Source organism: Lentilactobacillus parafarraginis DSM 18390 = JCM 14109, assembly GCF_001435895.1.
GTDB lineage: Bacteria > Bacillota > Bacilli > Lactobacillales > Lactobacillaceae > Lentilactobacillus > Lentilactobacillus parafarraginis.
Genome location: NZ_AZFZ01000002.1, coordinates 88,169 through 94,926, shown reverse-complemented (window position 1 = coordinate 94,926; position 6,758 = coordinate 88,169). Strand labels below are relative to the sequence as shown.

The following is a 6,758-nucleotide window of genomic DNA, read 5'->3' as shown; positions in this document are numbered from 1 at the left end:
CTGAAATAAAGTTTTCAGACGGACCCTAGTATATATATTGAAAACGATTTGAAGCACGCTACATCAGACGGAAGTGCTGGTCCGAGGCATAAGACGAGTTAGCTAGTCTTAGAGCTTCTGGATTGCTTTTTGACGAATAAGCTTATCAAAAAACGGAAACCACTCAGTAACTTGTGGTTTCCGATTTCTTTTATGCACTCTAAAAAAGCGTATGAATATCTTATTATGACTGAACTTCTACCATGTCACCCACCGGTTGCATTCCCATTTTTCCCATGTCTCCCAACCATAGCTTGCCTTCTTGACGTCGGAATTCTATGATTTAATCAACCCCATTCACTGGAGTTGGTCAGTTGCCCGTGTTTGAACCACTTTTTTAGCGTTCAATCTTTTCGATGTTTCACCCGGAAAAAGACAACCAACGTGAGGCTCAGGGTGATGAGCAGAATCAACACAAACTCACCGGTGGCCATACCGACATTTTGGATATTATCATTCTTGGCCAAATGACCGATAAAGTGATCGTTGAAGGGGATCGTCAGGATGTTGAGGGCTAAGAAGACAAAAAATGCGATAATGGTTGCCGCCAACTTGGCTTTTCGTTTGAAGCTCTCCCAGTTTGAGTAGTGGGAAATGAACATGATCATGTTGATCAGCAGAAATAGCGTGATGAACGGTGAGTGCATGCCGCCAAAGTGAAACATCTGGACATAGCCCAGGATCAACATCACGATATTGATGACATAGGTAACCCGCTCAATTTTGACATCCTTCTTGTTCAACTTAGTTTGCTCGGCGTAGTGCTTGAGCATGTGATTATCTTTTAGAAGGTCATCAGTGGGTACGTGAAAAAGTTCGCTGATCTGGATCAGGCTGTTAATGTCTGGATAGCTGCGGCCGGTTTCCCACCCGGAAATGGTTTTTCTGGAGAGGTGGAGCGTGTCGGCGAGTTCCTGCTGGGTTAAGTTATGTTGGTTCCGTAGCTGTCTCAATTTGTCTCCAATTTGCAAGCGAAGGCCTCCAGTCGATTAGGTATCTCTCATCATTATAAACGAAATAACTGATTTGTGATGAGCTGATTTGGCTGGAGAGTAGTATGTGACACTAGTCAACCAGATATGGGGAGGACAGGGTATGAAGTGTCGACGAATGTTCAATCGTCTTTTCTACCAGACAATCGATTTTTGGCTGGGGCTGTTTTTGTTAATTTCAAATCTGTTCGATGTGATTTCGGATCTTTCAGCCATTCATTTTAATTTCTATTTGGATCTTGTCGGTGCCCTCATTGGTTTGATATTGGTGGGTAACGGGTTAAGTATTCAGGAAGATTCGATTTCTGACCGACGGCGGGTTTCGGAAAAGTAAGGAGCGTATTTATGAATCGAATAATCAAAAAAGGTGCCATCGTTACGACAATCTCATATTTCTTAGTGATATACATTATTTATCAGTTAGTTGATATACCACTGGTAATTGGCAGTTTCGTCCGCCATCGGTCAATTGCTTTAATCATTGGGCTGGCAATCGCCACGGCACTGCTAAGCGCGTTATCAATCTGGTTTACCTACCACATCTATAAGAGCGTCATGGCGCGTTCACAACGGGCGAGTCGGGGGTCAGTTTCTTGGGCCGGCATCATTTGGGCCGTTGCGATTGGGTTTACGGCGATTTGTCTGTCGAGCCGGTTTTTTGAAATGATCATTAGAACGACTCGCAACCAGCAGGAAATTCAGAATATGATCAATCCCAACACGATCCTAACGGTTGGCATCATGGTAGTCATTATTTCGCCAATCGTTGAAGAGTTACTGATTCGGGGACTGCTGATTAACCTGCTTTTCAAGGACGATCTTTTCTGGGTGCCGATCATTGTCAGCAGCCTGATCTTTGCTGGCCTTCATGCCGTTGCCAGCCTCGCGCAGTTTGGGGTGTACTTCGTCATGGGACTGATTCTCGGTTGGGCTTACTTGAAGACCAACACCCTGTTAACATCAATTGGGTTACATATGCTGAACAATGGGATGGCTTACCTCTCGTTGTTCGTGTCCGTTGGGAACTGGCCAAATACCATTATGATCCCACTTCAAGCGGTAGTCATCGCAATTCTTGCGTTTGTCGCTTATCGGCAGAAAGATTTGTTGCAGCCCCACGTCGTTAATAAGATTTCAGTTAGTCAATTTCGGGCATGAGGTTGCCACCGTGGCAGAATCGAGTTGGGCTTTGTGGCAACGTTGACAATATGTATGTTTGATGGTATAATATACGTATATTAACAAATCAAGTTAACTAAGTTTTGATCTCCCAGTTCTTAATTGCTGGGAGATTTTTTTGTCTTCAAAATAACTTGTAAGCCATCAAAATAATCGGTGCCAGCGGTTACATTTTAAGTGATAAAATGAACGTGAACCAAGTTAATCCAAACGGATAAGGAGCGCTTAAAATGAAATCAACATTATTTGTTAAACCAGGAAAAGTTGAAATTAAAGATATTGAAAAGCCGACTATTCAGGCCAATGACGACGTGATCATTCACGTGGTTCGGGCCTGTGTGTGCGGTTCGGATTTGTGGGCCTACCGCGGCCTTGAAGATAAGGAAGCCAATTCCGACAATACCGGCCATGAAGCCATTGGCGTGGTGGAAGAAGTTGGTAATGCCATCACAACGGTGAAGCCCGGGGACTTTGTGATTGCCCCGTTTACGCACGGTTGTGGTCACTGTGCTGCTTGTCGCGCTGGTTATGAAGGAAGCTGCCAAAGCCATTCCGATAACTTCAGTGTTGGCTATCAAGCCGAATACATTCGATACCAGCATGCGGAGTGGTCGTTAGTTAAAGTGCCTGGTAAACCGGATGATTACAGTGATGGGATGTTAAATTCACTGTTGTCGCTGGCTGATGTCATGGCAACCGGCTACCACGCTGCCAGGGTTGCCAACGTGAAGCCCGGCGATACGGTGGCCGTTGTTGGTGATGGCGCCGTTGGGCTGTGTGGCGTGATCGCCGCCCAATTACGTGGCGCGACCCGCATTATTGCCATGAGTCGCCATGAAGACCGCCAGAAGTTGGCAACCGAATTTGGTGCCACCGACATTGTCCCGGAGCGGGGGGATGAAGCGGTTGCTAAGGTCATGGCCCTGACAAATGGCGCTGGTGCTGACGCGGTTCTCGAATGCGTCGGCAGCGAATTATCGACTGATACCGCAATGAAAATTGCCCGTCCAGGTGCGATTGTCGGCCGGGTTGGCCTACCACACACGCCAAAGACGGATCTGACCGCCCCATTTTACAGTAACCTCGCAATTGCTGGGGGTCCGGCCTCAGTCACAACCTACGATAAATCGGTTCTGTTGAAGGCGGTCCTGGATGGTGATATTCACCCAGGGAAAGTCTTCACGAAGCGGTTTGGTCTTGACCAGATTGACGATGCTTACCAGGCAATGGCGAAGCGCGAGGCAATTAAGTCGTTGGTTGTGGTTGGAAAATAAAGAATTTTCGAAGAATCTGTTTTCCGATTGAGGTGAAACTATGAAAGAATACACGCCAAGTGATGCCCAGCAGCATCTTTCCGAACTGATTAAGTATGTGAATGAGCAGCGAAAGCCGGTCATGATCACGGACCCCGATGGTAAGGATGAAAATAGTGTTGTTTTAATGTCTAAAAGTGATTGGGATTTTCTGAATCAGACGCGGGATGATTAGAGCATTTAATGACATTCTCTAATAGGGTGAAGTCATCAAAATACCATTAATCAGTTTCTCGATATTTCGTGTGTGCTTAATAAACATTTCAAATTAATGTGTCATAAATTAAAAGGCACCGAAGCAATCCAACTATCTGGATTGTTTCGGTGCCTTTGCATATCATTTAATGAACGTTAGTTATTCAATCGACACTAGCTGCACGTTACTTGCACCGCTCACCTGGCGGAGGTTTTCCAGCAGATCATCCACGGTCCCGGTTAAGTTGCTAAGATCCAATGAAATCACAATACTGGCGATGTTATGAATCGGAATGTTTTGGTTAATCGTTAACACGCTGGCGCTGGATTCGGAAACCGTCTGCAGGATTTTTGTGAGCATGCCGCGACGATTCTCTAGCATCAGGGAAATGACCGCCTTTCGGTCGATCATGTTCTCCTCTGGTAAAAATACCAGATCTTTGTATTTGTAATAGGTTCCCCGGCTGATGCCTACGACCTTCACGGCTTCACTGACTTGGCGAACTTTGCCGCTTTCCAGTAATTGCCGAGCCTGAATCACTTTGTCAAAGGACTCGGGTAAAATCGAGCTATCAACGATGTAGTACTTTTCCACGTTCGCTTACCTCACTCTGTACACCGGCCAAATCAACCGCCATTTTCCGAATTTTCCAATTCGGAAAGGCTGCTCGCGCGTTTTTGACGATTGCGTCGGCTGATGCTTCGTTGGGCGTGATTGCCATCATTGTGGAACCACTGCCACTAATATACATCGTACCATGAGATGCTTCGCTAATGGCCTTTGCCTGGTCATAATCCGGAATTAATTTTGCTCGGTAGGGTTCGTGCATCCGGTCATCACAGGACTCGTGAATCAGATGCATGTCACCGACTTCCAAAGCCTTGGTCATGACCGCACAACGGCTGACTTGATGAATGGCGTCGGCGTAACTCATCGTTTTCGGTAACACCTTGCGGGCTTCATGAGTGCTGACCTCGTAATCGGGAATCAGCGCCACAAAGTTCAGCCGGTCATTGACGTTATATTTAATAACCTGGGGCTGGTTGTGATCGTCGAGAAATGAAACGCACAGGCCGCCCAAAATGGCTGGGGTGACGTTATCGGGATGGCCTTCCATTTCAGTTGCGAGAACCAAGAGCTGATCGGTTGAGATTTGATTGTCGAACCAAACGCTGGCGGCTTTAAGGCCGGCAACGACACAGACTGAGGAGCTGCCAAGCCCGCGGGCAACCGGAACGTCACTTTCAATGTCAATTTTAACGTTAGGCACCGGTTTGTCGAGGTAGTCACAGCCCTTCACAAATGCCTTGTAAACCAAGTTGTCTTCGTTTTGAAATTCGGTCGGGCAGCCGGTAATCGTTAGTTTGGCTGCGCTTTCTTCAAAACTGATGGTTGAGTAGTACGATACCGCGAGACCCATACAGTCGAAACCAACGCCGACATTTGCACTAGTGGCTGGAACTTTGATCTTTATCATAGAATACCTCCTCAACCTGCGCCTTTACATAACTTTCCATATCTAATTTATCAATAACGGTTTCGTGTCTAACCGGTAATTCCCATACTTTCGCTAAATTATCGGGAATGGCCGTCTTTGTTTTTGTCGACAAATCCTTCATCGTCTGAAGAACATTATCCGAGTCCGCTTCCTCTGGAAGAACCGCAGTGGCCACTGCCTTGACGAACTTATACGGACTGGCCGTACTGAGCAGAATCATTGGCGTGTCATCCAATTTTTGATAGTCCCGCATCACCTTGTAACCCGCGGCGGTGTGGGGATCCATCAGGTAACCATTCTGGTTGTAAACGTCTCTGATGGCTGCCTCAATTTCGTCGTCGGTACTGTAGCCACAATAGAAGTCTTCCTGAACGGCTTTGAGGACGTCCTTTGAAACCCGGTACTTGCCGCTGTCTTCCAGATCGTCCATCAATTGTTTGATGTAAGCGGTGTCTTCACCGCTCTTATAATATAGAAGTCTTTCGAAATTACTTGAAATTTGGATGTCCATACTTGGCGCCACTGTCTGGAAGAATGGGCGGTTGCGGTCGTACACGCCGGTCTCAAAGAAGTTGGCCAGGACGTTGTTTTCGTTAGAGGCAACCACGAATTTGTTAACGGGGAGGCCCAGTAGCTTCGCGTAGTAGCCGGCCAGCACGTCACCAAAGTTTCCAGTGGGAACGGTGAAGTTAACTTTATCGCCAGCTTTGATCGCGCCCTTATTGACGAGCTGTTTATAGGCATCAAAGTAGTAAACGACTTGGGGAATTAGGCGGCCGATGTTAATGGAATTGGCGCTGGAAAGGCTGACTTTATCGCCAAGCTGGTCCTTTAATTTTTGGTCGTTAAAAATGAGTTTAACGTTGGTTTGCGCGTCGTCAAAGTTTCCCCTGATGGCGGCAACCCGCGTGTTACTGCCGCCGGTGGTGGTCATCTGTAGCTTTTGAATCTTGCTGACGCCGCCATCCGGGTAAAAGACGGTGATCCCCATATTTGGCAGATCCTTGAATCCTTCCAGAGCCGCCTTACCAGTGTCCCCGCTGGTAGCCGTTAAGATCATGACCTTGTTATCGTCAGTCAGCACGTGCTTCATCAGTTGTGGTAAGAGTTGAAGACCAACGTCTTTGAATGCGCTGGTTGGTCCGTGGAACAATTCCAATACATGGAAGTTATCAACGTCGACGACCGGCGTAATCTTATCGGAATCAAAGCTATTCCGGTATGCCTGCTCGACGCTCTCATCAATTTCTTCCTTAGAGAAGTCCGGCAATAATTTTGCCAGCACGGTTTTTGCAATATCATGATAATTTAATTTTAAGATTTCATTTAGATTCAGTTGGTTCTGGCCCAATTCAGGGTAAACGAACAATCCCTTGTCATCGGCGAAGCCCTTTTTGATCGCTTGTTTTGCGGAAAGGTGAACTGAATTGTCTCTCGTACTCGTATAATTTGTATTCATCGACTTTTACTCCTTGCATTTCTGTGACTATTATGATAATCTGTTTTCAGTTAAAAAACAAGTGTTTATTATTAATGAACAC

8 protein-coding genes are annotated in these 6,758 nt (G+C 46.4%); 4 read left to right on the top strand and 4 right to left on the bottom strand.

Annotated elements, in window-relative coordinates; all coding sequences use genetic code 11:
* Positions 1-383 precede the first annotated feature (383 nt).
* Complete coding sequence (locus tag FD47_RS01065) at positions 384-1,010, bottom strand: helix-turn-helix domain-containing protein (RefSeq protein ID WP_054732303.1); 627 nt, start codon at positions 1,008-1,010, stop codon at positions 384-386.
* Positions 1,011-1,134: 124 nt separating this feature from the next.
* On the opposite strand from FD47_RS01065, the gene FD47_RS01060 reads away from it, so the two are divergent.
* The 4 genes from FD47_RS01060 to FD47_RS14940 all read left to right on the top strand — a co-directional run bounded on the left by FD47_RS01060 (position 1,135) and on the right by FD47_RS14940 (position 3,698).
* On the top strand, positions 1,135-1,365 hold the full coding sequence (locus FD47_RS01060) for a hypothetical protein (RefSeq protein ID WP_054732301.1): 231 nt from the start codon (positions 1,135-1,137) through the stop codon (positions 1,363-1,365).
* A gap of 11 nt (positions 1,366-1,376) precedes the next feature.
* Positions 1,377-2,189: a CPBP family intramembrane glutamic endopeptidase gene (locus FD47_RS01055; protein ID WP_056979937.1), complete on the top strand. Its 813-nt coding sequence runs from the start codon at positions 1,377-1,379 to the stop codon at positions 2,187-2,189.
* A gap of 251 nt (positions 2,190-2,440) precedes the next feature.
* Entirely contained in the window at positions 2,441-3,484 is a 1,044-nt protein-coding gene (locus FD47_RS01050) for a zinc-dependent alcohol dehydrogenase family protein (protein WP_054732295.1), read from the top strand.
* 40 nt (positions 3,485-3,524) lie between these two features.
* On the top strand, positions 3,525-3,698 hold the full coding sequence (locus FD47_RS14940; protein ID WP_082402573.1) for a type II toxin-antitoxin system Phd/YefM family antitoxin: 174 nt from the start codon (positions 3,525-3,527) through the stop codon (positions 3,696-3,698).
* Positions 3,699-3,878: 180 nt separating this feature from the next.
* Here FD47_RS14940 and FD47_RS01045 read toward each other — a convergent pair whose 3' ends face one another.
* The 3 genes from FD47_RS01045 to thrC are packed head-to-tail and all read right to left on the bottom strand — an operon-like array spanning position 3,879 to position 6,676.
* Positions 3,879-4,313: an ACT domain-containing protein gene (locus tag FD47_RS01045; protein ID WP_008212229.1), complete on the bottom strand. Its 435-nt coding sequence runs from the start codon at positions 4,311-4,313 to the stop codon at positions 3,879-3,881.
* A complete protein-coding gene (thrB, locus tag FD47_RS01040) occupies positions 4,291-5,196 on the bottom strand; it encodes a homoserine kinase (protein WP_056979936.1) in 906 nt (301 codons plus the stop codon). The genes FD47_RS01045 and thrB overlap by 23 nt, the downstream gene beginning before the upstream one ends.
* Complete coding sequence (gene thrC, locus FD47_RS01035) at positions 5,168-6,676, bottom strand: threonine synthase (RefSeq protein WP_056979935.1); 1,509 nt, start codon at positions 6,674-6,676, stop codon at positions 5,168-5,170. The genes thrB and thrC overlap by 29 nt, the downstream gene beginning before the upstream one ends.
* Positions 6,677-6,758 lie beyond the last annotated feature (82 nt).